This window comes from Mycolicibacterium aubagnense, assembly GCF_010730955.1.
Taxonomy (GTDB): domain Bacteria; phylum Actinomycetota; class Actinomycetes; order Mycobacteriales; family Mycobacteriaceae; genus Mycobacterium; species Mycobacterium aubagnense.
Map to the genome: position 1 here is coordinate 3,278,451 of NZ_AP022577.1, position 22,886 is coordinate 3,301,336.

General features: G+C 64.6%; 20 protein-coding genes. 12 read left to right on the forward strand and 8 right to left on the reverse strand.

Features of this window, described 5'->3' with window-relative positions:
* Window positions 1-91 precede the first annotated feature (91 nt).
* Window positions 92-2,098: a hypothetical protein gene (locus tag G6N59_RS15985; protein ID WP_163911365.1), complete on the reverse strand. Its 2,007-nt coding sequence runs from the start codon at window positions 2,096-2,098 to the stop codon at window positions 92-94.
* Between the two features lie 536 nt (window positions 2,099-2,634).
* On the opposite strand from G6N59_RS15985, the gene G6N59_RS15990 reads away from it, so the two are divergent.
* Window positions 2,635-4,680: a PecA family PE domain-processing aspartic protease gene (locus tag G6N59_RS15990; protein ID WP_138233205.1), complete on the forward strand. Its 2,046-nt coding sequence runs from the start codon at window positions 2,635-2,637 to the stop codon at window positions 4,678-4,680.
* Window positions 4,681-4,888: 208 nt separating this feature from the next.
* Window positions 4,889-6,124, forward strand: a complete 1,236-nt coding sequence (locus tag G6N59_RS15995) for a DUF445 domain-containing protein (RefSeq protein WP_138233206.1) — start codon at window positions 4,889-4,891, stop codon at window positions 6,122-6,124.
* A 5-nt stretch (window positions 6,125-6,129) separates the two neighbouring features.
* On the opposite strand, the gene G6N59_RS16000 is transcribed toward G6N59_RS15995, so the two are convergent.
* Entirely contained in the window at window positions 6,130-7,275 is a 1,146-nt protein-coding gene (locus G6N59_RS16000) for a glycoside hydrolase 5 family protein (RefSeq protein WP_138233207.1), read from the reverse strand.
* A gap of 92 nt (window positions 7,276-7,367) precedes the next feature.
* The gene (locus tag G6N59_RS16005) at window positions 7,368-7,952 is read right to left on the reverse strand and encodes a TetR/AcrR family transcriptional regulator (RefSeq protein ID WP_138233208.1); all 585 of its coding nucleotides are present in this window, start codon (window positions 7,950-7,952) and stop codon (window positions 7,368-7,370) included.
* Window positions 7,953-8,045: 93 nt separating this feature from the next.
* Between G6N59_RS16005 and G6N59_RS16010 the strand changes: the two genes are divergently transcribed.
* Entirely contained in the window at window positions 8,046-9,188 is a 1,143-nt protein-coding gene (locus tag G6N59_RS16010; protein WP_138233209.1) for an acyl-CoA dehydrogenase family protein, read from the forward strand.
* Between the two features lie 152 nt (window positions 9,189-9,340).
* On the opposite strand, the gene G6N59_RS16015 is transcribed toward G6N59_RS16010, so the two are convergent.
* Window positions 9,341-10,342: an alpha/beta fold hydrolase gene (locus tag G6N59_RS16015; protein WP_163911367.1), complete on the reverse strand. Its 1,002-nt coding sequence runs from the start codon at window positions 10,340-10,342 to the stop codon at window positions 9,341-9,343.
* Between G6N59_RS16015 and G6N59_RS16020 the strand changes: the two genes are divergently transcribed.
* Window positions 10,269-10,457, forward strand: coding sequence for a hypothetical protein (locus tag G6N59_RS16020; RefSeq protein ID WP_163910721.1), 189 nt, complete (start codon window positions 10,269-10,271; stop codon window positions 10,455-10,457). The genes G6N59_RS16015 and G6N59_RS16020 overlap by 74 nt on opposite strands.
* Window positions 10,458-10,525: 68 nt before the next feature.
* Here the strand turns inward: G6N59_RS16020 and G6N59_RS16025 are convergent, their stop codons facing one another.
* A complete protein-coding gene (locus G6N59_RS16025) occupies window positions 10,526-11,002 on the reverse strand; it encodes a nuclear transport factor 2 family protein (protein WP_138233211.1) in 477 nt (158 codons plus the stop codon).
* Between the two features lie 182 nt (window positions 11,003-11,184).
* Between G6N59_RS16025 and G6N59_RS16030 the strand changes: the two genes are divergently transcribed.
* A complete protein-coding gene (locus G6N59_RS16030) occupies window positions 11,185-11,400 on the forward strand; it encodes a three-helix bundle dimerization domain-containing protein (RefSeq protein ID WP_138233212.1) in 216 nt (71 codons plus the stop codon).
* Between the two features lie 397 nt (window positions 11,401-11,797).
* Entirely contained in the window at window positions 11,798-12,157 is a 360-nt protein-coding gene (locus tag G6N59_RS16035; protein WP_306789587.1) for a hypothetical protein, read from the forward strand.
* A 290-nt stretch (window positions 12,158-12,447) separates the two neighbouring features.
* Here the strand turns inward: G6N59_RS16035 and G6N59_RS16040 are convergent, their stop codons facing one another.
* Window positions 12,448-13,245 (reverse strand): L,D-transpeptidase, encoded by a 798-nt coding sequence (locus G6N59_RS16040; protein WP_163912036.1) that lies wholly within the window; start codon window positions 13,243-13,245, stop codon window positions 12,448-12,450.
* Between the two features lie 257 nt (window positions 13,246-13,502).
* Between G6N59_RS16040 and G6N59_RS16045 the strand changes: the two genes are divergently transcribed.
* The 3 genes from G6N59_RS16045 (at window position 13,503) to G6N59_RS16055 (ending at window position 17,344) form a co-directional block, all read left to right on the forward strand.
* Window positions 13,503-14,975, forward strand: a complete 1,473-nt coding sequence (locus tag G6N59_RS16045) for an APC family permease (protein ID WP_138233214.1) — start codon at window positions 13,503-13,505, stop codon at window positions 14,973-14,975.
* Window positions 14,972-16,357: an FAD-binding oxidoreductase gene (locus G6N59_RS16050; protein WP_138233215.1), complete on the forward strand. Its 1,386-nt coding sequence runs from the start codon at window positions 14,972-14,974 to the stop codon at window positions 16,355-16,357. Before G6N59_RS16045 ends, G6N59_RS16050 begins: the two co-directional genes overlap by 4 nt.
* 213 nt (window positions 16,358-16,570) lie before the next feature.
* Window positions 16,571-17,344, forward strand: a complete 774-nt coding sequence (locus G6N59_RS16055; protein ID WP_138233216.1) for a glucose 1-dehydrogenase — start codon at window positions 16,571-16,573, stop codon at window positions 17,342-17,344.
* Window positions 17,345-17,377: 33 nt separating this feature from the next.
* Here the strand turns inward: G6N59_RS16055 and G6N59_RS16060 are convergent, their stop codons facing one another.
* Window positions 17,378-18,394, reverse strand: a complete 1,017-nt coding sequence (locus G6N59_RS16060; protein WP_138233217.1) for a glycoside hydrolase family 6 protein — start codon at window positions 18,392-18,394, stop codon at window positions 17,378-17,380.
* Window positions 18,395-18,628: 234 nt separating this feature from the next.
* Between G6N59_RS16060 and G6N59_RS16065 the strand changes: the two genes are divergently transcribed.
* Genes G6N59_RS16065 through G6N59_RS16075 form a run of 3 tightly spaced genes read left to right on the forward strand, consistent with a single transcriptional unit; the run spans window position 18,629 to window position 20,859 of the window.
* A complete protein-coding gene (locus G6N59_RS16065; protein WP_138233218.1) occupies window positions 18,629-19,354 on the forward strand; it encodes a hypothetical protein in 726 nt (241 codons plus the stop codon).
* 49 nt (window positions 19,355-19,403) lie between these two features.
* The gene (locus tag G6N59_RS16070) at window positions 19,404-20,360 is read left to right on the forward strand and encodes a nitrilase-related carbon-nitrogen hydrolase (RefSeq protein ID WP_138233219.1); all 957 of its coding nucleotides are present in this window, start codon (window positions 19,404-19,406) and stop codon (window positions 20,358-20,360) included.
* Window positions 20,356-20,859, forward strand: coding sequence for a DUF302 domain-containing protein (locus G6N59_RS16075; protein WP_407665893.1), 504 nt, complete (start codon window positions 20,356-20,358; stop codon window positions 20,857-20,859). Before G6N59_RS16070 ends, G6N59_RS16075 begins: the two co-directional genes overlap by 5 nt.
* 42 nt (window positions 20,860-20,901) lie before the next feature.
* On the opposite strand, the gene G6N59_RS16080 is transcribed toward G6N59_RS16075, so the two are convergent.
* Window positions 20,902-22,857 (reverse strand): acyl-CoA dehydrogenase family protein, encoded by a 1,956-nt coding sequence (locus tag G6N59_RS16080; protein ID WP_138233221.1) that lies wholly within the window; start codon window positions 22,855-22,857, stop codon window positions 20,902-20,904.
* Window positions 22,858-22,886 lie beyond the last annotated feature (29 nt).

Genomic DNA, 22,886 nt, shown 5'->3' on the forward strand with positions numbered 1-22,886 from the left:
GGTTCACCCGGATTGAATCGCGTTGAGCCAAACCCACCTGTACGTGCGTGGTTACCGCGTGACGATGTTTGCCGAAACGGGCCGGCCGGACTCAGTTCTGGCCGGACTTGGTTCCCAAGGCGGACGAGCTGTCCGCGGTCGCGCTCGCCGCCGTGTTGGGCTTCGGCTTCGGCTTCGGCTTCGGCTCGGACTTCGGCTTGGGCGCCTTGCCCTGCGCGGTGTCGTCCGAAGTCGTGTTGTTCGATGCCTTGACGTCGTCGGTCTTGTGCTGCCCGGGCTTGGTGCCCTTGTCAGCCTTCGGCGTGTCGGACGCCGAAGGACCCTTCGTCGGCTCGGTCGAATCCTTTTGATTTGCGGGCTTTTTGCCTTCAGACACCACCTTCACAGGGTCCTTGGTGTCCGGCGTCTTCGCCTCAGGCGCAGTGTTCGCCGGGTTCTTCGCGTCCGTGAACTTCACCTCGGGCTCTGTCGCAGTTTCCTTCGACTGCTCCTTGGCCGGTTCCTTCGTCGCCTGCGTCACGTCCTGAGCGGCCGTGTCCTTGACGTCGGCCCCCTTGCCGGGCGCCGCCTTCAGACCGGCCACACTGACCGGGTTTTCCGACTTGGCCACCGCCGCCGTCTTCGGCGAGTCCACCCCCGCCGCAACCTCTTTCATCGCGGCTACCGCCTTCAGTGCAGCCGTCGGGCTCACCGCCGCGGCCCCTGCCGGCGGCCGGATGATGTCGCCGATCTTCTGAATCACATTCGAGATACCGGCGACCACGGCCTTCGTGATGTCGACCGCCGTGTTGGCCACCCATTTCACGCCTTGCACCACGGCGTTGGTCACCCATTTGACCGTTTTGACCACGGCTTGCGTCACCGCCTTCGTGATGTCGACGAACGCATTCCAGGCAGCGGTCGCGACTTTCACGACGGCCTGCCCGACCTTGGCAATGACATCCACGACGGCCCCCACCGCGAGCCGCACGGCAGCGAGTATTCGCTCTGCGATGCCCTCGACACCCCCGACACCGTTGAGCCGCAGGATTTCCTCAGCGAGGACGAAAGCGGCTTCCTTGGGAATCCAGTCCGCGTAGAAGACGCCGAACTTGCCGCTGCCCGGCTGGTCGTCGCGCGTCGTGTAGATGAAGAGCGGCCCGCCGAACGGCATGGTCTGCCAGGTGTCGATGAGGTTCTTGATGAAGTCGGCTTGTGTCTGCTCGCTGACGTTGTTGGTCGGCACCCCGTACTCGGTGATCCAGATCTTCTTGGCGGCGTCACCGTTGGCCACCATGATGTCGTAGATCTTCTGAACCTGGGTGAACGGCGAGAGCGGCACGCCCTCACCGTCGGAGAACTTCAGCGTCTCCTGGTACGGATGGAACGCCAGCGCGTCGAAGTAGCCCTGCGCGCCCGCAGCGTACATCGCATTCACGTAGTCCACCGGATTCATCGTGATTCCGTTGACGGTGAAGACACTGCCGAGCCCCGCCGCGATAACCGTCGCCGACGGGTCCGCCGCCTTGATGGCCGGATAGGCAGCCTTCAGCAAGTCGGCGTAGCTCGACGGCGAGATCGGGTCATAGAAACAGACACAGTTGACTTCGTTCCACACCTCATAGGCCGAGATGGTCTTGCCGTAGCGGGTCGCGACCTGAGTCATGAAGTTCGCGTAGGCAGTCGGGTCGGGTGTCTTTGCGCCCGGGAAGTTTCCGGCGGTACCGGCCCACACCGGCGTGCTGTTGACCATGGCGAGCACGCCCATGTTGCGGGCCTTCGCGGCGTTCATGATCGCGTCGATCGGTGCCCAGTTGTACTGGTTCGGCAGCGGCTGCGTGTAGATCCAGGGGATGTAGACGCGGATGTCCTGAACGCCCATGGACTGCAACACATCCAGGGTGGTGTCGATGTCTTGCTGCGACATTCCGTACAGACTTGAGTCGGCGATGCCGATGGTCGACGGCGCTGAGACGATCTCCGCGGTGGGCGTGACCGCCGTGTGGGTGACCGGCTGCACCAACTGCGCCGCATACGCGCAGACCACCACCAGCGGGATCAACGCGGTCAACGCTCGAAGAGCCACCCGGCGTCCCGGTTTGCCGAAGAGCCCAACCACGACTGCCCCCCTTTGATGCGTCTCCCAGGCAGCGACCAAAGTGTCGTAATCCCAAATTTACGTCCAGGGATGTCAGTCCGTAGTGGATTTGCCGGAACCACCTCACCCGCCGAGCGCTCCGAGGCGAGGAGACGGCCCCTACCGGCGTCGCGTCCCGCCGCAGACCCGCCTCACCGTATTGACGATCATGGCAAAATCCTTTGCCAGGGTGCGTTACCGCGCCCGGCCCGGGCTGATAATTTGCTGTACGCGCAGCGGTTCGACAGCGGCCATCGACCTGCTGACCGACGCCGGCGGTGTCACCGGCACCCCTGCGGTCGCCAATCGCGAGCACCAGCGTCCCGGGATGTACATCAACCAACGGATCGACGGTTTTCGACCTCTAAAGTCGCCCCGCCACCAACTCGTCACTGTTAATTTCCTACCAGTACTGCGCTTCTACCTCGAGCCGACAGGCTCCCGTGCGCTAATTCGGCAACAGTGGTTTGATTTGCCGAGGTCGAACGACCGTGCGGCAAGACGTTGGAGGAACCGAAATGGCTGGCAAACACCGTCGTCCGGAGCGTCGGACATTGGCAGTATCGACTTGGCTGGGCAGCGGAGTAGCGGTCTTCGGAGTGAGCGCGGCACTGCTCGGTGGAGCGGCCGTGGCGAGCGCTGCACCGTCGGCCGATTCGGACTCCTCGACGCACGCCAATGCCTCGCCCACGCACAAGGATTCGAGCAGCAACAAGAACACGAACAGCGCCGCGGCCGGCTCGGACGCGAAAGGGTCATCGACCACCGGTAATGCAGACAAGAAGTCGGCCGACACCGATATCACGGCGAGCGACACCGACACCAAGCCGAAGACGAAGTCCTCCGGCACAGCACAATCGGTGACCAACAAGCAGAAGCATCAAGACACAGCGGCCAAGGACGATGCCGGCTCGGCCAAGCCGGCGGCAGCCATCAAGCCGGTGGCCGCCTCGGTTCCTGCGACCTCGTCACCTGCCGGGAAGGCCGCACCGGTCGCGGCGTCGACTCCCGCGCCGACAACGTCGACGCCATCAACGTCATCAGCGACATCGACTTCCTCTTCGTCACCGACCGCTCCGGCCACCGCTACAGCCGCCCGGACAGTAACCACCGCGGCCTCCGAATCGCCCACATCGTCTACCACCAGCACGACGACGCAGGCCACAAGTCTTGTTGCATCGACGCCCACCAAGACCACCAGTGTGTCGGGAATCCTGTCCGTGTTCGCGGCCATCGGTCAGGCTCTGGGCGCCGCCGCCCAGGGCACCGAACAGACCCTCGCCGCCGCGGCCGTCGGTACCAGCCAGACCCTCAAGGGGTTGCTCGCAACGCCCGGAACTCCAACTCCTGCAACAGCTCTCACGCCGGCTCCCACCACCATCTGGCAGCCGGGCCAGACCGAGACGACGACGCAGTACGTGCAGACCGCGCTGCAGGAAATCTCGGCCGCGCAGGCGCAGCTGAACGCGGACACCTGGGGCAAAGGCAACTGGTGGGCGGGCTTCGCCGCCGCCGGCACGCAGTTCCAGCTGTCCATCGCCAGCTGGGAGCTGAGCTCGTACCTCAACGGCAATCCCGGCGCGATGTCGTTCTACCAGAGCAACGCCAACGGCTGGCTGGGCGGCTTCGCCCTCGCTGCCCTGAACTGGAATGAGGCGCTGCCCGGCTATGCCGTGGGGGCGCTCAACGCCGCGAACTCCGGGACCAGCGATACGGCCGTCAAATCCCTGATTTCCCAGGCCGCCGTCAACGGCCGGGTCTACGGGTCGGTTCCGCTCACCATGTACGCGGGCACCGAGCCCATCGTCTACATCTCGGTGAACGGCGGCCAGAAGGTGCCGGTCTTGGTCGACACCGGCTCGTCGGGCCTGGTCATCGGCGGCAACAACGTCGGGTCGACAGGCCTCGGCAACGCGGTCGGCAGCGGCACCGGCGCCTACAGCGGCGGCCTGACCTACAACTACAGCGAGTACAACACCCCGGTCGACTTCGGGAACGGCATTGTCACCGCGCCCACCACCGTCGACATCATCACCGACCCGACGCAGCAGACGGCCTTCAACGACTTCCTGTCGGCCGACGGCGTCGTGGGTGTCCTCGGTATCGGCACCAACGCGGTCGGTCCGGGGCCGAGCCTGGTGACCACCGCGCTGCCGGGCGACCTGAAGAACGGCATCTACATCGACGAACGCGCCGGAACACTACAGTTCGGCCCCAACCCGCTGCCTGCCCGGGTCACGACGTCGGGCTCGCCGAACGTCATCGGTTCGGTCACCGTGAACGGGACAAACACCCCGATCAACCTGCTCATCGACTCGGGCGGTGTCACCGGCACCCTGCCGTCGACGATCGCGGGTTCCGGGCTGTCCGACGGCACCGTCATCTCGGTGTACGACAGCAGCGGCAACCTGCTCTACACCTACAAGACGACGTCGACGAACACCCCGGTGGCCACCACCGACGCCTACGACGCATCACTGATGAACACCGGAGCACAGCCGTTCCAGACAAACTCGATCTACATCGGGTACGACACAGCAAACGGCACGACGGTCTTCGACTAGTAGCGCCATCGCTCAGTAGCCCACTCGCGGCCGTTGTCATGCGCGAATAACGGTCGCATTGTGGACGATTCTCACGCCGGCATGGCCGGCGTGAGCAAAATACGCGATCGATCGTTGCGAATCTGACGTCCCCGTTAGTCTTCTCGCACGTGTCGCCGGTTAAGGTACTGCCGGCAATCCGTCGAACGCGACTGAGGGGAGAGAGTCCATGAACGATTTCATGGCACATGCGTTCGCCTACCCGTGGTGGGTGTACGTCACCATCCCGTTGGGCGCCGCGTTCGTCGGCTGGATCACCAAGATCATGGCCCTGAAGATGATGTTCTACCCCGTTGAATTCAAGGGCATCCCGCCGTACCTCGGCTGGCAGGGCCAGATTCCCAAGCGCGCACCGAAAATGGCTGCGGTAGCCGTGGATTCGCTGACCTCGGAGATTCTCAAACCCGAGGAGATGTTCGACAAGATCGACCCGAACGAACTGGTCAAAGAGCTCGCCGAACCGCTACGTCAGACCTCCGCGGAAATGGTCGACACCATCATGATGTCGTTCCAGCCGCAGATCTGGCGCGCCACGCCTGACCAGATCAAGGACGTCGTCGTCAAGAACGTCGAGAAGCGCATCCCGGTGGCGATGGCCGCGATGTTCGACAAGCTCCGCGGCCAGGTCGACCAGATCTTCGACATCAAGCACATGGTCGTCACCAACCTGGTGCGCGACAAAGTCACGCTCAACACGGTCTTCCAGGACATCGGCAAGCCGGCGTTCAAGTTCCTCATCATGTCCGGTCTGCTGTTCGGCTTCCTGATCGGTCTGGTCCAGGCCGTCGTGTTCGGCATCACCAACTGGCACTGGTCGCTGCCGCTGTTCGGTCTGCTGACCGGTGGTCTCACGGACTACGTTGCGCTGCAGATGATCTTCCGGCCGCTCGAGCGGAAGAACGTCTTCCTCGGCATCACGTGGCAGGGCGTCTTCCAGCGCGAGCGCGCCCAGGTCGTGGAGGGCTATGCGGCGCTGATGGCCCGGGAGATTTTCACGCCCCAGGCCATCATGGAGAGCATGCTGAACGGTCCGTCGTCGGACCGGTTCTTCGACATGATCTCCACCGAGATCAGCCAGACCATCGACACACAGATGGGCTTCACGGGCAAGATCATCAAGTCCGTCGGTGGCCGCCAGTACGTGGACATGAAGAAGCAGATCACCGATTCGATCATCGCGAAGCTGCCCGAAACGTCGACCTACATCGAGGGGTACATGCGGGACCGCCTCGATCTGGAGAACGTCATGGTCACCAAGATGATGCTGCTGGATTCACTCTCGTTCGAGAATCTGCTGCGCCCGGCGTTCAAGGACGACGAGTGGATCGTCGTCGTGCTCGGCGCCACCCTCGGTTTTCTCTTCGGTGAGCTGCAGGCGCAACTGATCCTCCTGCTGGCGCACTGATCGCACTAGGTCTGGCCGGAGACGCCGGCCAGCTTGCGGACGGTGAGTACCTCGCTGTCCCGGAACGCCCGCCCGTTGGGGTAAAGCAGGTCACTGAACCAGGCCTTCGGTTCCGACGGGTACGGGTGATCCCACGAATCCCAGGGGAAGTAAGTCTGGGTCTTGCCCGCCACGAGTCCCCAGCTGTACGCACCGACGTTGCGCTGCTTGGCAATTGGCAAAATGCCCTCGACGGTGCTGCCCTGGTTCCGGGCCAGGTACTCGGTGCACAGGATGGGCCGGCCCAGCGGAGCCAGCTCGTCGATGCGGGCCGAGAAGTCGGCGGGCTTGGCGTAGCTGTGGAACGAGATGATGTCCGAGTTGTCCAGCTGAATCGACGCGATGGCGCTGCGCTGCGCGGGATTGGCCCAACCGCCTTGCCACACACCACTTGTCAGTGGTTGCACAGGGTCGACGGCCCGGGCCCAGGCGAACACCTGCGGCAGCAGATCCGCGACGAGCTTGATCTTGTCGCTGCGCTCGACCTTGCGATAGACACTGGCCGGGTTATCCGGCTCGTTCCACAGGTCCCAGCCGAGCACGCGGTTGTCGGTGCGGAACAGGTTCAGCACACCGGTGACGTAATTCTGGAGCACGGCGCGATAATTCGCGTCGCCGAGGCGGTCCGCACCCGGGCTCTGCACCCACCCCGAGTTGTGGACGCCCGGCGTCGGGGCCCGCTGCACACCGAGCCGGGGATGCGGATCCCAGCACGAGTCGAAGAAGACGAACAGCGGCTTGATGCCGTGGCCTGACGCGATGCCGACGAACTGCGACAGCCGCTGCGAGAAGCCTTGTGGGTCCTGCGCCCACAGCAGATCGTGCAGGAAGACACGGACGGTGTTGAAGCCGAACCAGCGCGCGGCCCCGAGTTCGGCGTCGATGCGACCGGGGTCGTAGGTACCCGACTGGAACATCTCCAGCTGATTGACCGCGGTGGACGTGATGTAGTTTCCGCCGACCAGCCAGCCCTGCCCCTGGTACCAACTATTGGCTCGTTCGGGCGTCCAGCGCGCGCCGGCGGCAGCCGCCGGGGTCGATCCGGAAAATCCGGCCATGGCAGAACCCGCTGCCAGCAGCAGCGGCACCTTGAGAGCGGTTCTGCGGTCCACCGCACGAGGCTACTGATCTTGATACGGCTATTGGGGCGTGCTTATCGAGTTGCAACAAACACGATGTCGGGTGGTGACGTCAGGCGAATGGGTCAGGCATTGATGCCCGCCGTGAGAATCGCCGCGAGCTCGCGATATGCACTCGCGTCGTCGAGTCCGGTACTCTCGCGCACCCTACGCTGCTGGATCCGCACCATCATGGTCGACGCCACATCGGCGGCGAATGCTGCATGGACATCACGGAATTCGCCACTTTCGACGCCTTCGGCGATCATCTCCTGCACCCGACGAGCCGCGATCTGGGTGTTCTTCTCGTAGACGCTGCGGGCCGGAGTGAAGGCGTCCAGGTCCGCCATGAACTGGTCCGACGCCGCGTCCAGCACCGTCCCCACTGCCGACAGATAGGCAGTGATCCGGGCCCGGGCGCCACCGACTCCGGCGACGAGCTGCTCGACCTCGTCGGTGGCCTGGCGAAAGAAGTGCACGGTCACGGCGCCTACCAGCTGCTCCTTGCTGCCGGCGAGGGTGTACAGCGTCGACTTCGAGCACCGCAGTCGCCCGGCGATGTCATCGAGCGTGAGGTGCGCGAACCCCTCGTCGAGGAACAACGCGATCAGGGCATCGAACAGCTCGGTGCGTCGGCGGGTGCCGAATGCCGGGGACGGGCGCGCGCTCACATCGACATAGTACTGCGGGCCTTTACTCAGTACTACTCAATCAGTACTGTGTTAGATAATTCAGTACTGTCCGACGTATTAGTGGAGTGCCCGGTGCCTGTTGATCGCCTCTTGCCCAACGACGAAGCCCACGCGCTCATCGAACTGACCCGCGACATCGCGGACAAGGTGCTGGACCCGATCGTCGACAAGCACGAGAAGGACGAGACGTACCCGGGCGGGGTGTTCCCCACCCTGGGCGAGGCCGGGCTGCTGAGCCTGCCGTACCCCGAGGAGTGGGGTGGCGGCGGCCAACCCTACGAGGTGTATCTCCAGGTCCTTGAGGAACTCGCCGCCCGGTGGGCTTCGGTCGCCATCGCCGTCAGCGTGCACAGCTTGTCGTGCCACCCGCTGATGACGTTCGGCAGCGACGAGCAGCGGGAGCGTTGGCTGCCAGAGATGCTGAGCGGCAACGTGGTCGGCGCCTACAGCTTGTCCGAACCGCAGGCCGGCTCCGACGCCGCCGCACTGGCGTGCAAAGCCGTGCCGTCCGACGACGGGTACCGCATCACCGGCTCGAAAGCGTGGATCACCCACGGCGGACTTGCCGACTTCTACACTCTGTTCGCCCGCACCGGCGAAGGGTCGCAAGGCATTTCGTGCTTCTTGGTACCCAAGGGCATCGAGGGACTCAGCTTCGGCCGCCCCGAAGAGAAAATGGGCCTGCACGCGGTGCCCACCACCTCGGCGCACTACGACGATGTTTACTTGCCCACCGAGCGTCGCATCGGCGCCGAAGGACAGGGCCTGCCGATCGCCTTCAGCGCGCTCGACGCCGGCCGGCTCGGTGTCGCCGCCGTCGCGGTCGGCCTGGCCCAATCCGCACTGGACCAGGCGGTGGCCTACGCCCAGGAGCGAACGACGTTCGGCCGCAAGATCATCGACCACCAAGGGCTGGGCTTCCTCCTCGCCGACATGGCCGCCGCCGTCGACTCGGCACGGGCCACGTACCTGGATGCCGCGCGCCGGCGCGATGCCGGCCTGCCGTACTCGCGCAACGCCTCGGTGGCCAAACTGGTCGCCACCGACGCCGCCATGAAGGTGACCACCGATGCGGTCCAGGTGTTGGGCGGCGCCGGCTACACCCGCGACTACCGCGTGGAGCGCTTCATGCGGGAAGCCAAGATCATGCAGATCTTCGAGGGCACCAACCAGATTCAGCGCTTGGTGATCAGCCGGAGCCTGGCGGGCCGGTAGCCGTCAGCGTTCAGCCACTGCGGACTTGCGCTTGACCTTGCCGACCGAACGAATCATCAAGGCCGCCAAGACGATGAGCGATCGTCGACCGTTGACATCGGTAATGTCACCTTTCGTCAGGGTAGGTCGTTGCACAATCTGTTCCGCGGCGATCAGCGGGACGCCATGCGACTCACATCACCTACTGCGGCAGCGAATTGTGCGGGTGCCTCCTGCGGCACGTTGTGGCCGATTCCATCGAGAACGCGGTGCTCATATGCCCCGGTGTACATCGAGCGATATCCGGCGCCGTCTTTTGCCGCGCCGTCGAAGTCGCTACCGATCGTGATGGTGGGCACGTGGATCGATGGTTTGGCCTGCAGGCGTTGTTCGTCTGCCTCGTAACGGCTTTCGCCCTCCGCGAGGCTCAGTCGCCACCGGTAGTTGTGGATCACGATGGCGACGTGGTCGGGGTTGTCGAACGAGCCGGCGCTCAGTCCGTAGGTCGCGTCGGTGAACTGCCACAGCGGCGACGCCTTCGACCAGATGAGCCGATTGAATGCCTTGGTGTTCTGGCGATAGCCGAGCTCACCGCGCGGCGTCGCGAAGTAGTACTGGTACCACCACCCCAGCTCGGCCTGCGGGTCCAACGGCTGCAGGTTGACGGCACGATTCACGACGATGTAGCCGCTGACCGCGACCAGACCGGCGACGCGTTGCGGCCATAGTGCCGCAACGGCATTCGCCGAACGACCACCCCAGTCGTAACCGCCGAGGATTGCCTGGGGGATGCTGAGGGCGTCCATCAAGGCCACGACGTCCGCGGCCAGCGCGGCTTGCTGGCCGTTGCGGACCGTCGTGTCGGCCAGGAACCGGGTCGAGCCGAAGCCGCGGAGATACGGCACGATCACCCGGAAGCCCTGACCGGCCAGCAGCGCGGAAACGTCTGCGTAGCTGTGGATGTCGTACGGCCAGCCGTGCAACAGGATGACGGGCTGACCGTCTGCTGGTCCGGCTTCGACGTATCCCACGTTGAGATCTCCGGCACGAACCTGTTTCACCGCATTCAGGTTGTGTTCCGGAGCGGGCGGAGGTGTCGTCTTGGCAACCGGTGGCGGCTCGGACGACGATCCGCACGCCGCCAGCGACGCGGCACCGACCGCTGCTGTCGCCATCAAGCCGAACTGCCTTCTGCTGAAGCCGTTCACGGTTCGTCGTTCCTCTCATGGCGTCTCGGTAGGGTGCCCACGATTCACCACCGCAGCGCACGGCACCTATTTCACCGACTGATCCACATCATGTCCAACGATAGATTTCGATAGGTGGCATCTGTTTTGCAGATGATCCGGCAGCGCTACTCATTGGAGCGGAATGTCGTGCCCCGGGCCGCGTTCCGCCTCGGGACGCACGCCGAACCAGCGCCGCTCCGATTCGACGATCTGCAGATCGTTGATGCTGGCCTCGCGGCGCCGCATGAGCCCGTTGTCATCGAACTCCCACAGCTCGTTGCCGTAGCTGCGCCACCACTGCCCGCCGTGGTCGTGCCACTCGTACTGGAACCGGACGGCCATCCGGTTCCCGCGGAAGCCCCACAAGCTCTTGCGGAGCACGTAGTCGAGCTCGCGTTCCCACTTGGCCGTCAGGAACTCCACGATGGCATCGCGGCCTGTCACGAAGGTGTCGCGGTTACGCCATACCGAGTCCGGGGTGTACGCCGCGGCCACCAGCTCGGGATTGCGGGTGTTCCACGCATCCTCGGCCGCTTGCACCTTCACCAGTGCCGTCACTTCATCAAACGGCGGGAACGGCGGTCGGGACTCTGGGGTGCCGGACATGGGCGAACCTCTCGTCAATGGGATACGGCCGGACAGAACTGCCCGGCCCGGCCGTCCTTCACAACCCTAGGAGGCCCTCTGACATTTCCGCGGGCTCACACAGCGCCGGTAATTGTTAGTTCGCCTACACGTCACCCCAGCTGCGTTGACAGTCGTCAGCGGCGCCGAGAAGGATCGACAATATGTCCGCCAAGACCGAAGAGCAGGTATTCACCGAAATCGAGAGCCGCCTCACGGCCAAGTTTGCGGACCTGCCCCCGGCTCGAGTGACAACCGTCATCGCAGGCGCACGCGACCAGTTCGCCGACAGCACGATTCGGGACTTCGTCCCGCTCCTGGTGGAACGTCGCGCCGAGGAGGAGTTGGCCAGGCTGCTGGCCGGTGAGGCCACCCGCTAGCCCGGCCCACGCGCCTCGTCGCTGAGTTTGCTAGCCTCGCAACGGGTTCCAGCACCACCCGATTGCCCCTCGAGACCTTTCTGTGAGGACTTTGAGGCGATTGACGGCGATTGAAACGGTGCGGTCACGGTCGCGGCTCAGTCCCATGTCGAGCGCGCATCCGATTGAGAACATGTCTTGAACCGGCCTCCCGCGGTGCCCTACGGTTCAGCTGCGCAAATTTTCGGCGCTGTAATTTAAGGGCACATTCAAGGAGACGCCGGTGATGATCAGCTTTGGTCGAATCGCTGTGAAAGTAGTTGCCAGCGCTGGGGTGTGCGCGACCGCCGTGGCCGTGAGCCCGAGCGCCGCGGCAGTCCCACTGAAGACTGGCGGATATTCATGCGACGCGGGAGCCGTGGCACCTGCAGCTGGGGCACCCGCCGCCGCTGCAGCTGCGGCTGCCGCACCCTGCGCAGCACCAGCCGTCGAGTCCTCGGGCATCATCGGCCCCCTGGCGGCCGCCCCGGTCGTCCCGGCCGCGGTCCCGCCGGTTCCCGCCGTCGTCCCACCCGTCCCGGCTGCGGTGCCTCCGGTCGTGCCTCCCATCCCGGCGGGCCTGCCCATCGGTGCACCCATCCCGATTGCCGCGGCGCCCGCAGCGATCCCGATGGACATGGGTGGCATCACGGAAGGCAAGGAAGCCCGGACCCTGCGGCCCGTCGACGCCGGCGGCCCGACCCCCAACCAACCGACCCAGCCGGGCCCACAGAACTGAGTCATCCAGCTGCACAACCGCTTTCACTGAAGCACCCGAGCCCACACGGCTCGGGTGCTTCATGCGTCTGATCGCGTTGAACAGTTTGACCCTGCACTGAAGGTCCGCCGCCCGTTGACCCTGCACTGAGGGCGCAGTCGTGCGAGTGGCGACCACCATGGACTCAGACTCAACCGAACCGCACGGCCACTACCCCATCGACCCTGTACTCACGGCGCAGTCGTGCGAGTGGCAACCACCGAAGGCGCGCAGCGTCCCAAGCGGGAAGCCGAATTAGCCTGCGGTGCAGCCTAAGGCTCGACGATGACGGGGTCGCCGACGTTGACGGTATTGAAGTACCACTCGGCTTCGGCCGGCAGCAGGCTGATACAGCCATGGCTGACATTCTCGAAGCCCATCGACTCCACGGCCCAGGGCGCCGAGTGCACGTACAGGCCGCGGCTCGAGATGCGGACCGCGTACTCGACCTCGGTCAGGTAGCCGTCGGGGTCATTGACAGGAATGCCCACGCTGCTCGAATCCATGGTCACCGTGCGGTCTTTCGCCAACACGGTGTAACGACCGAGAGGGGTTTCGTACGGCGGCCGGCCCATCGAAGCGAGCATCACACCGGGCTCCCCCAGATGCGGAAGATGATGTGGCGCCGGCATATCCGGCGGAGTCTGACCGTCGATTGTCACGGTGAACGTGTGGTCCGCCACGTGGGCGGTCCCGATAACGGCCGGCCCTGTGGTGAAGGCCATCGGCTGACCCCCGACGGTCAGCTTGATGGTGCTGTGTGCGGGCCAGAATCCCTCCGGAACCCATTGCACCACTTTGTTATCCAGCCATTCGAACTTGCCGGACATCGCAGGTGTCGACGTCACGTCAAGAGCCATTTCGGCAGCAGCCCGGTTGGTGATCGGGCGCTTGAATGTCACCACGACGGGATGCGCGACGCCGACCGGAAGCCCCTGCGTCGGCTGCGTCGACTCGATGATCGAGCCCAACGGCAATCGGATGCCTGCCGTCTCGATACCGAGCGCGCCGCCAGTGGTGGTCGTGGCGACCACGACCACGGCAAGGACCCCGTGTACTAACACCCGCATATATCCGACCCCTTTGTCGCTGGCCGCATGGTTGAACACCGTCATGGTATGGGCCTGCGAGCGCCGAAATCCTTACGGCGCGTCAATATTTCGGTCAAAGATTCGTCACGGATTGGACAACCAACATCACGGCGTGTCGCCGGTCGCTGATCCCCGCGATCCGGAGACCGGGGTCGACATCCACGGTTTCGCGACGTCGTCACTTGACGTGCGCGACAATTACACACACCGGGGGCAATAGAAGGGCTGGACGAGCCATGACGACAGACCGCATTGCGCTCCCAACATCGGCCGACGAGGAATGTATCGACTGCGGCTATACCCCGGAACTGAAGCGGACCCTCAGCGGCTTCCAGGTCTTCGCCATTTCGTTCGCCTTCATCTCGGTAGCCGTGGGTATTTTCGGGACCTACGACGACCTTCTGCAGACCTCCGGCCCCGTCGGCATTTGGCTCTGGGTCGTGGCGGCGGTGGGGCAGACGCTCGTCGCGCTCGTGGTCGCGCAGTTCGCGTCGCGCATCGCGCTGAGCGGCTCGTCGTACCAATGGGCGTCGCGGCTGGCCAACCCGAAAGTCGGCTGGCTATTCGGCTGGCTGACGTTCTGGTACCTCGCCATCGCCGTGGTCGCCGTCGACAACGCACTGGCGAGTCAAGCACTTATGCCGTTGCTGGGCCTGTCGAACAGCGAGGACACAGCACGCCTGATCACCGTCGCGGTACTGATCGTCCAGGCGGTGCTCGTCATTGCCTCTACCCGCCTGCTCGGACTGGTCACGTCCGGTGCGGTGGGCTTGGAGATCGGCATCATCGTGCTGCTGGTACTCGGGCTGGGGATCGTCATGGCGGTCACGGGTAGCGGCGACGTCGCCAACCTGACGACCCGCGGAGTCGCTGCGGGCTCCGGCGACTACTACGCGATCGGCGGCGGGCTGATGGCCGGGATGATCATGGGACTCACCACGCTCGTCGGTTTCGACTCTGCCGCCAACCTGGCCGAGGAGGCCGAGGATCCGTTCAAGAGTGTGCCGCGCGCCATCGTGGCGTCGGTGGTCGCCGCCGGCGTTGCCGGGTTGGTGTTTCTGATCGCCCTCACGATGGGAATCAAGGACATCACTGCGGTAAGCCGCAGCGGTTCACCGGTAGCCCTCATCATCCGCGAACAGCTAGGCCCGGTAGCAGAGCGAATTCTGCTGGCCGGCATCGCCTTTGCCATGTTCGGCGCCGGGATGGTGGTGATGGCGGCGTGCTCACGACAAGTGTTCGCCATGTCGCGCGACGGTCGCTTTCCGCTACACCAGATGATGCGGCGCGTCAATTCCCGCACCCAGACGCCGGTACCGGCCACCATTTTGATCCTGGTCGTAGGTGTCGTGCTGATGGCGACCTTGCGCGGGTCCGCGCTCATCCAGCTGATCATCGCATCGACCATTCTGCCGGCATTGATCTACGGCGCCATCGTCGTGCTGTACCTGACGGTCCGGAAACGTTTGGAACACAAGGAAGGTGGCTTCAGCTTGCGCCGCTTTGAAGTCCCGGTCGCGGCCGTGGCACTGGTCTGGGTCGCGTTGGCACTCTTCGTACTCGTGACACCCCAATCCGCGCGGGTGCCGAGCGTCATCGTGCTCGGCCTCATCGCCGCCGGCATCGGATACTTCGTCAAAATGTTGGCCTTCAACCGTGAAGTACTGGACACGGAACCAGGCATCGACGAATTCGCGGCCGACCGATGAGTTCGCTTTCGAGCTGGCCCGGAACCATCACCGGACCGGTCGTGTGCCCGGATGACGCCGACTACCCCGCGGCCTGCGCCGGATTCAACCTGCTCTACACACACCGGCCAGCCGCCATCGTATTTGCCCGGGATACAACGGATGTCGTCAATGCGTTGAGCTGGGCCCGGCAACACGACCTACCGGTGCGGGCTCGCAGCGGACGGCACTGCCTCGAAGGCTGGTCCACCGTCGACGACGGAGTCGTCATCGACGTGAGTCACTTGAAGTCGGCGGCGATCGACACCGAATCACGAACCGCGACAGTCGGCGCTGGCCTCAACCAATCCGAAGCGGTGGCGGCACTCGGCCGAGCGGGCTTCGCGGCGCCGACGGGGACCGAGGGCACCGTCGGGTTAGTCGGCGCGACGCTCGGCGGTGGGTTCGGGCTCCTCACGCGTGCCTTCGGCATGGCGTGCGATAACCTCCTCGCGGCCGAGATAGTCGTTGCACCTGCCGGCGGCGGCGCCGAGGTGCTGGTCGCCGACGCGAAAACCAACACCGACTTGTTGTGGGCATTGCGCGGCGCCGGCAACGGCAATCTCGGCATCGTCACGTCCATGGCGTACTCGATTCATCCACTCGCACAGTGCATTTATGCGGTCGCACGATGGTCAGGACTGGACGACCTTCCGGCAGTTTTCGAGGCTTGGCAACGCTGCGCGCCGTTTCTGGACCATCGCCTCACCAGCCAACTCGAGATCCGTCGCGACGAGATTTCGATGGTCAGCGTCCTTGCCTCCGGTTCGGAGCCCGAGGCGCTGCAGATGCTGACGCCGGTGCTGTCCGCGGGCGAACCCGGTGTCGAATGCACTGACGCCAATTGGCCCGACATCTTCGCCGGCTTCCAGATACCGCTGGACGACGAGCCCGCGAACTGGAAGTTCCTTTCGCAGTTCATGTCTGACCCGTTTCCAGACGAAGCGATACAACTCGTCCGCGACCACATGTCGACGGCGCCGACGCCTGCCTGCAATTACTTCACCAACGCATTGCGCGGCGCAGTCCAGGTGCGCGAACCTTCCGGCGGCGCGGCCTTTGCCCACCGAGATTCTCTCTTCTATGCCGAACCGGGCGCGGGCTGGGGCGTCCGCGGTGGCGAGCCCGCTTCGGACGATCCGTTGACCGAACGCTGCCTCAATTGGATCGCCGCGTTCGGAGACGCATTGCAGCCCTTCGTGACCGGCGCGTATACCAACGTCCCGAATGCCGGCATTCCCGACTGGGAATACGCCTACTGGGGCACAAATGTCGACCGATTGCGCGCCGTCAAAGCCAAATACGATCCCGACAATATATTCCGGTTCGAACAAAGCATCGCGCCGCCGAAATTCGAGTCATGACATGTTTTACGCGTTTTCGCCGGCCGCAGAATAACTGCAACAGTTAACGAAGTAGCCGGACTCGGCCGGCTGGGCTGAACCGGCTCCGAAGAAGGCCACAGTCCCACCGGGTGGGAGCTCGTCCGCCGGAGCGGAAATGGATGTGCTTGCCTTCACACGAGGCCGGACCCGATGGCGATCCGCGCCCTGACGACGTCGAAAGGAAGTGCTGCGATGGCAGATTCGGATAGCTTGTCGGACGTGGTGGCGATCGTCACCGGTGGATGCCGCGGTCTCGGCGCGTCGATGGCGCGGCATATCGTGGCCGGCGGCGGCAAGGTCGTCATCGCCGACGTCCTCGACGACGAGGGCCGGCAGCTGGCGACCGAGCTCGGGGACGCGGCGCGCTACACGCACCTCGACGTCACCGATCGCGCCCAGTGGGACGCGGCCGTCGCATTGACGGTCGCAGAGTTCGGCACGATCACCGGCCTGGTCAACAACGCCGGTATCTCCACCGGGCAGTTCATCGAGCACGAGCCGCTGGAGCACTTCCGCACGGTGCTCGACGTCAACCTGGTCGGTGTCTTCAACGGCATTCAGGCCGTCATCGCGCCGATGCGCGCGGCCGGCGGCGGCTCGATTGTCAACATCTCCTCGGCCGCGGGTCTGATGGGCCTGGCCCTGACCGCCGGTTACGGCGCCTCCAAATGGGCGGTACGCGGCCTGAGCAAAATCGCTGCCGTCGAACTGGGCACCGACCGCATCCGGGTCAACTCCGTGCATCCCGGCATGACGTACACGCCGATGACGGCGCAGGTCGGCATCCAGCAGGGCGAGGGCAATTACCCCAATACCCCGATGGGTCGCGTGGGCGAGGCCGACGAGATCGCCGGCGCGGTCACCTACCTGCTGTCGCGGGCGGCCTCGTACGTCACCGGCGCCGAGATCGCGGTCGACGGCGGCTGGACGACCGGCCCCACCGTCAAATACGTGATGGGCCAATAACTCAGGAGGCGACCAGCCACACGGCGAGCGGAATCAGTGCGCCGCGTTGCGAGCCAGGTCGATGGCGAACGACTTCACGAAGGTGCCCGCACCGGGCTCCCCGCGGCCGCACGACCCGTCGGACTCGCCGACTCGCTTGACCCAGAGGTACGCGTCGGCGTGCGCGCCGGCAGTGTCAGTGGTAGGCGCGACACCCAGTGCGCGGCCATCAGGGTTGCACCAGTACATCGGGTCGCCCTCGGCCGGTCCGGCACCGTTGCGCGAGGTGTCGATGACGTAATGCGCGCCGTTGGTGAGGCCGGAGATCGCCTCGCCGTAGCCGATTTCCTCACCGGTGGTGAAGTAATTCGTCGTGTTGAGGCTGAAGCCCCGCGCCTTCGCGACACCGACGTCGTTCAGACGCGACGCCATGGTCTCGGCACTGACCCAGCGCGAGTGCCCGGCGTCGATGTAGACCGCCGCGGCCGGGTCGCGGGTCAGCGTGTCCACGGCGTAGCGGATCAGGTCGAAGCGCTCCTGGCGCTGACCGCCGGAAAGGCAGTCGGCCATGGCGAGGGCGTCGGGCTCGACGATGATCGCCGCCGGCGAGCCACCCAGGCCCGCCGCGACGCTGTCGATCCACGCCCGGTAGCTGTCGGCCGACCCGAATCCGCCCGCGGCGTAGCTGCCGCAGTCGCGGTGCGGGATGCCATACAGGACCAGCACGGGAGTGGCGCCCGCGGCGTTCGCGGCGCCGGTCAACCCGGCGACCGTGCCGCCGACCGTGGAGGCGGGGAACGCCTGGTCCAGCCAGTAGGCCTGCGGCGTGTTGGCGATCGCGGTGAGCTCGGGGCTGGGCGGGTCGGACTGGGCGGCGGCAGCCTTGGCCTTCGAGATCGGATCGGCGTAGAAGGGCCGGCCGGCCAGCGGGTTGCTGTCGTCGACCAGGCGGATCGCCGGCGCGTCTTCGCGCGGCGCGCGGTCGGTGGACAGGCCCAGACTCGCGACGGCGGCAACAGCCAGAAACGGAGCAGTCCAGCGGGCAACAACGCCAACAGCTGAGGAGATCACCTCAGGAAAATAGTTCGACTTGGTCAATAAGCGCCAATCGGGAGCCAAAGTTGGTGTGCGAGTGATCAATGTGACGATTTGCGAACGCGCCTCACCTGTGAACCGACCTGCACCCTGTCCCCGCGAATACCAGGACCATCTCGGCCTTCTCACCGGCGTCCGACAGTCGCAGTGTGTATGGAGAGCCGCTCGACCGGCGGCTGACTACCACGGCAAACCAGCAGGGGATACAGCATGACACTGCTCGACGAAGTGGTCTCGGCCTACGGAGGCCGCGATCGCTGGGATCAACTCACTTCCATCACCATCCACCAGAACATCGGCGGCACCCTCTGGACGCGCAAAGGCGTCGACGGGATCCTCGACGGCGCGACCGTCGAGATCGAACCGAGGCACCAACGCACGTGGCACCGCCCATTGCCCACGGCGGGCTTTCGATCGTCCTACAGTCCCGAACTCATCAGGCTCGAGACCGACGACGAAACGGCGGCTGTCATCGAGGAGCTGCGCTCGCCGCGAGAATCGTTCGTCGGCCATACCGCTGAGACACCGTGGACCACATTGCAGCTCGCGTACTTCGCAGGCTTTGCGATGTGGACATATCTGTCCGAGCCCTATTCGCTGACGCTGCCGGGCGTGCACACCGAAGAACTCGGACCCTGGCGTGAAGACGGACACACCTGGCGCCGGCTAGGCATCCATTTTCCCGACTACATCGCCACCCAGAGCTCCGAGCAGACCGTCTACATCGACGCCGACGGGCTCATCCAGCGCCGCGATTACACCGCGGAACTGCTCGGAAGTTCCTTGACCGCACACTATTCGACCGGTCACCAGGAGTTCGACGGCATCGTCATCGCCACCAAACGCGCCGCCTATCGCCGCGGCTGTGACAACGCGACCGTCAGCGGTTCCGAACCGATCGTGACCATCGATATCGACAACGTCGTCGTGAAATAACGAGGCAGACCATCTTTTTCAACACCACATCTTTGAAAGGAGCAGCACTGTGACTTCCGTTAAAGCAGCGGCCGTACAAATCAGCCCCGTGCTCTACAGCCGCGAGCGCACCGTCGAGCGCATTGTCGCGAAGATCGACGAATTGGCCACTCTTGGCGTCCAATTCGCCGTCTTCCCGGAAACCGTGATCCCCTACTACCCCTACTTCTCCTTCGTGCAACGGCCGTTCGAAATGAGCGCCGAACAATTGCGGCTGATGGAGGAAGCCGTCACGGTACCGTCACCGGCCACGGACGCCATCGGCGACGCCGCGCGACGCGCCGGCATGGTGGTGTCCATCGGAGTCAACGAGCGCGACGGCGGCTCGATCTACAACACGCAGTTGCTTTTCGACGCCGACGGAGAACTGATCCAGCGCCGCCGCAAGATCACACCGACCTACCACGAACGCATCGTGTGGGGCCAGGGCGACGGCAGCGGCCTTCGAGCCACCGACAGCGCCGTCGGGCGAATCGGCCAGCTGGCGTGTTGGGAGCACTACAACCCGCTCTACCGATACGCACTGATCGCCGACCACGAGCAGATCCACGCGGCCATGTTCCCGGGCTCGATCTTCGGTGAGCAGTTCGCGCAGCAGACTGAGATCCAAGTCCGCAACCACGCGCTGGAATCGGGTGCGTTCGTCGTGGTTTCCACGGCATGGCTGAACCCCGAACAGCAGCAACAGATCATGGCGGACACCGGCACTCCGGTCGGACCGATCTCAGGCGGCTGCTTCACCGCAATCATCAACCCCCAGGGCGAGATCATCGGTGAACCGCTGCGTTCCGGTGAGGGCCACGTGATCGCCGACCTCGATTTTGCGCAGATCGACCGACGCAAAGCATTCATGGACGCCAGCGGACACTACAGCCGGCCTGAACTCCTCAGCTTGAACGTTGATCACACGCCCCGGCCACACCTCCACCGGACCGACGTCGCGGAGGTCGATCGTGTCGACGATTGACGCCCAGGAGATTCCGTTCAGCGGGGTGCGGGTGCGGTTCGGCAGCGACAAGACGTTCGACGAACTGAGTGATTCCCTGTTTTCCGATATCGGCGCAGAGCCCGCACATATAACGGATCTACCTGCGTTGGCAGATCGTGACTGGGCCGCGTTCGCCGCAGACGTCCAGCGCCAAGCCGGGCCGAGCGATTTCATGTTGATGCACCTGATCGACCACACCGTGTGGCTCAGCACCGCGGGAGTAGAGCGCAAGGCCCTGCGCGTCATCCTGGGCAATCCGCTCATCGCGATCACCATGATTCGTCACGACCTCACAGCGGGGCTGTTCGCTCCCGTTGAGATCCTGCTCATGGAAGAGGACGATGACCGCAGCAGCCTGACCTACGTCAAGCCATCGTCGCTCATGGTGATCGAGGACAACGAGGCGCTACGTGCCGCAGCACTGATCCTCGATGACAAACTTGCTGCGCTGGCCACCAAAGTCGTATCGACCGAATAGGGCCCCACACCACCTACGGTCGGGCACTTTTCCGGACGATTTCTAGATCTCCGGGATGCGCTCCGGATGCAGCATCTCGGCGTACCGCAGCTGCTCGGGGATCCCGAACCCGTCGACCAGCACCTCGGCGTACGGCCGGAGCTTGCGGCAGCGGTCATTGATCCCGGCGGTGACGGCCTTGGCCCGGTCCATGGACAGGAAGCGGTGCTCGATGTACCACGCCTTGTCCTCTTCGATCGCCGACAGCGCATACAGATCGCACATGAGGCCGAAGATCTCGCGGGCCTCCGGATCGGCGCACGCGTCGATCCCGGCGGCAAAGGACTCGAACACGATGCGGTCGATGTGCGCCGACGCCGCGTGCAGCACATGGTCCTGCACGGAGTTGAACGCCTCGAACGGGCTCATCTCCTTGGAGTTGGCCTGCAAGCGGCGGGCCACCGTCGACAGCAGGTAGTCGGCCCGGTCCTCGAACATCTTGGCCTGAGTGCCGCGGTTGAAGAGGCTGCCCGCTTCCTCGTTGTCCTGCCGGGTGTCAAGCAGGTTCTGCAGGATGGTCTCGGTGCCGGTGCTCCGGCGAACGCGCTCTCGAGCCGTGCTGGTCGCGAACCGCACCCACTCGAACGGGCTCATGCCCTTGATGTCGTCGGCGTACTCGGTGAGCAGGTGCTTGGCCACCAACTGCGTCAGGACGTGGTTGTCACCTTCGAAGGTGGTGAACACATCGGTGTCGGCCTTCAGCGAAATCAGCCGGTTCTCCGCCAGATACCCGGCACCACCGCAGGCTTCGCGACACTCCTGGATGGCCTTGGTGGCATGCCACGTCGCGGCGGCTTTCAGGCCCGCGGCCCGCGCCTCCAGTTCACGCTGCACCTCACCGTCGGGTTCGGCGATTGCAGTCAGATCGTGCAGGTCCGAGACCAGCTCGTTCTGGGCGAACTGCAGCGCATAGGACTTCGCGATCAACGGCAGCAGCCGACGCTGATGCACCAGGTAGTCCATGATGAGGACTTCTTCGTCGGTCTGTGTCGTACCCCCCGGTCGCTTCGCTCCTGCCCCTGACGGCGCCTCGAACTGCCTGCGCTGCAGCGCGTACCGGGTCGCGATGTCCAATGCGACGCGGGCGGCCGCCGCGGCGCTCCCGCCGACCGTCACCCGGCCGCGGATCAGCGTGCCCAGCATGGTGAAGAACCGCCGGTTGGGGCTCTCGATCGGGGACGAGTACGTTCCGTCCTCGGCGACGTCGCCGTACCGGTTGAGCAGGCTCTCCCGCGGAATCCGCACCTGGTCGAACTGGATGCGGCCGTTGTCCACGCCGGGCAGTCCACCCTTGTAGTGGCAGTCCGACGTCCGGATGCCTGGTAGGTCATTGCCGTATTCGTCACGCAGCGGCACCACGAAGCAGTGCACGCCGTGGTTCTCCCCTTTGGTGATCAGTTGTGCGAAAACCGCTGCCACCTGCGCTGATTCAGCCGCGCCGCCGATGTAGTCCTTACGTGCGGTGGGTGTTGGTGAATCGATGACGAATTCGCCGGTGGCCTGGTCGTAGGTGGCGGTCGTCTCCAGGGACTGCACGTCGCTGCCGTGCCCGGTTTCCGTCATCGCGAAGCAACCGACCAGATCCAGGTCGATCGCCTTGCGCACATACGCCTTGTGGTGTCGCTCGGTACCAAGATTATCGATCGCACCGCCGAACAGGCCCCACTGCACACCGGCCTTGACCATCAACGAAAGGTCGCTCATGGCCAGCATCTCGATGCGGGCGATCGTGGCGCCCGCATCTCCGTTACCGCCGTGGCCCTTCGCGAAGGCGTCCTCGGCGGCACCCCGCGAAGCCATGTACTTCATCTGTTCGGTGACCTTGGCCCGGGCGATCGCGGTGCTCGGGGTGTAGTGCGGCTTGAACAGTTCGGCGGAAAGCTCTTCGCGGATGCGGTCTTTCACCTCGCGCCACCGTCCGTCGAGGACGTAGCGGAGATGTTCGGCGGTCGACGTCACAAGAATCCCCTCCATCGCACGGTCGCGTT

Coding starts and splice junctions, on each gene's coding strand:
- G6N59_RS15990 (WP_138233205.1), top strand. CDS start 2,635: ATGGCTGGCAAACACCGTCGTCCGGAGCGTCGGACATTGGCAGTATCG.
- G6N59_RS15995 (WP_138233206.1), top strand. CDS start 4,889: ATGAACGATTTCATGGCACATGCGTTCGCCTACCCGTGGTGGGTGTAC.
- G6N59_RS16015 (WP_163911367.1), bottom strand. CDS start 10,342: ATGGCGACAGCAGCGGTCGGTGCCGCGTCGCTGGCGGCGTGCGGATCG.
- G6N59_RS16025 (WP_138233211.1), bottom strand. CDS start 11,002: ATGTCCGGCACCCCAGAGTCCCGACCGCCGTTCCCGCCGTTTGATGAA.
- G6N59_RS16030 (WP_138233212.1), top strand. CDS start 11,185: ATGTCCGCCAAGACCGAAGAGCAGGTATTCACCGAAATCGAGAGCCGC.
- G6N59_RS16040 (WP_163912036.1), bottom strand. CDS start 13,245: ATGCGGGTGTTAGTACACGGGGTCCTTGCCGTGGTCGTGGTCGCCACG.
- G6N59_RS16045 (WP_138233214.1), top strand. CDS start 13,503: ATGACGACAGACCGCATTGCGCTCCCAACATCGGCCGACGAGGAATGT.
- G6N59_RS16050 (WP_138233215.1), top strand. CDS start 14,972: ATGAGTTCGCTTTCGAGCTGGCCCGGAACCATCACCGGACCGGTCGTG.
- G6N59_RS16055 (WP_138233216.1), top strand. CDS start 16,571: ATGGCAGATTCGGATAGCTTGTCGGACGTGGTGGCGATCGTCACCGGT.
- G6N59_RS16065 (WP_138233218.1), top strand. CDS start 18,629: ATGACACTGCTCGACGAAGTGGTCTCGGCCTACGGAGGCCGCGATCGC.